The following is a 701-nucleotide window of genomic DNA, read 5'->3' as shown; positions in this document are numbered from 1 at the left end:
CTGCTGGCTGTGGCGGATGCCGCGGGTGGGCCTGGGTTGGTTGAGGGTCGTCTGGCGGTGTTGTTCACCGGTCAGGGAGCGCAGCGGGCGCGGATGGGCGCTGGGCTGGCTGCGGCGTTCCCGGTGTTCGCCGAGGCCCTGGACCAGGTGTGTGCCGGGTTCGAGGGGTTGTTGCCTCGGCCGTTGGCGGAGGTCTTGGCGGAAGAGTCGGGTGCTGAGCTGGATCAGACGGTGTTCACCCAGGCCGGGTTGTTCGCTGTCGAGGTGGCGTTGTGGCGGCTCGTGCGTTCTTGGGGTGTGCGGCCGGACTTCGTGGCCGGGCATTCCATCGGTGAGCTGGCGGCTGCGCATGTCGCGGGGGTGTTCGACCTGGCCGACGCCTGCCGCTTGGTGGCCGCTCGGGGCAGGTTGATGCAGGCGCTGCCGTCCGGCGGCGCGATGCTCGCCGTGCAGGCCGGGCTGGCCGACGTCGAGTCGGTGGTGTCGTCCCTCGATGGGGTGGACATCGCGGCCGTCAACGGCCCGACCGCCATTGTGGTTTCCGGTGTGGAGGCTGCGGTTGAGCAGGTGCGGGAGCACTTCGCCGCTGCCGGGGTGAAGACGCGTCGTTTGACGGTCTCGCACGCGTTCCACTCGGCGTTGATGGAGCCGATGCTGGCCGAGTTCGAGCAGGTCGCTTCGAGCGTGTCGTTCCGCAAGCC

The 701-nt window shown here is 69.6% G+C and carries 1 protein-coding gene; it reads left to right on the top strand.

Annotation, left to right across the window (positions count from 1 at the left end):
* Nucleotides 1–93 precede the first annotated feature (93 nt).
* The coding region (locus ACYVO2_RS37280) for an acyltransferase domain-containing protein (RefSeq protein ID WP_461012565.1) at nucleotides 94–701 on the top strand (608 nt) is incomplete at its 3' end.

This window comes from Streptomyces capparidis (genome assembly GCF_054782095.1).
The sequence above is the reverse complement of the archived record's forward strand: the minus strand, read 5'-3'. Positions and strand labels throughout refer to the sequence as shown.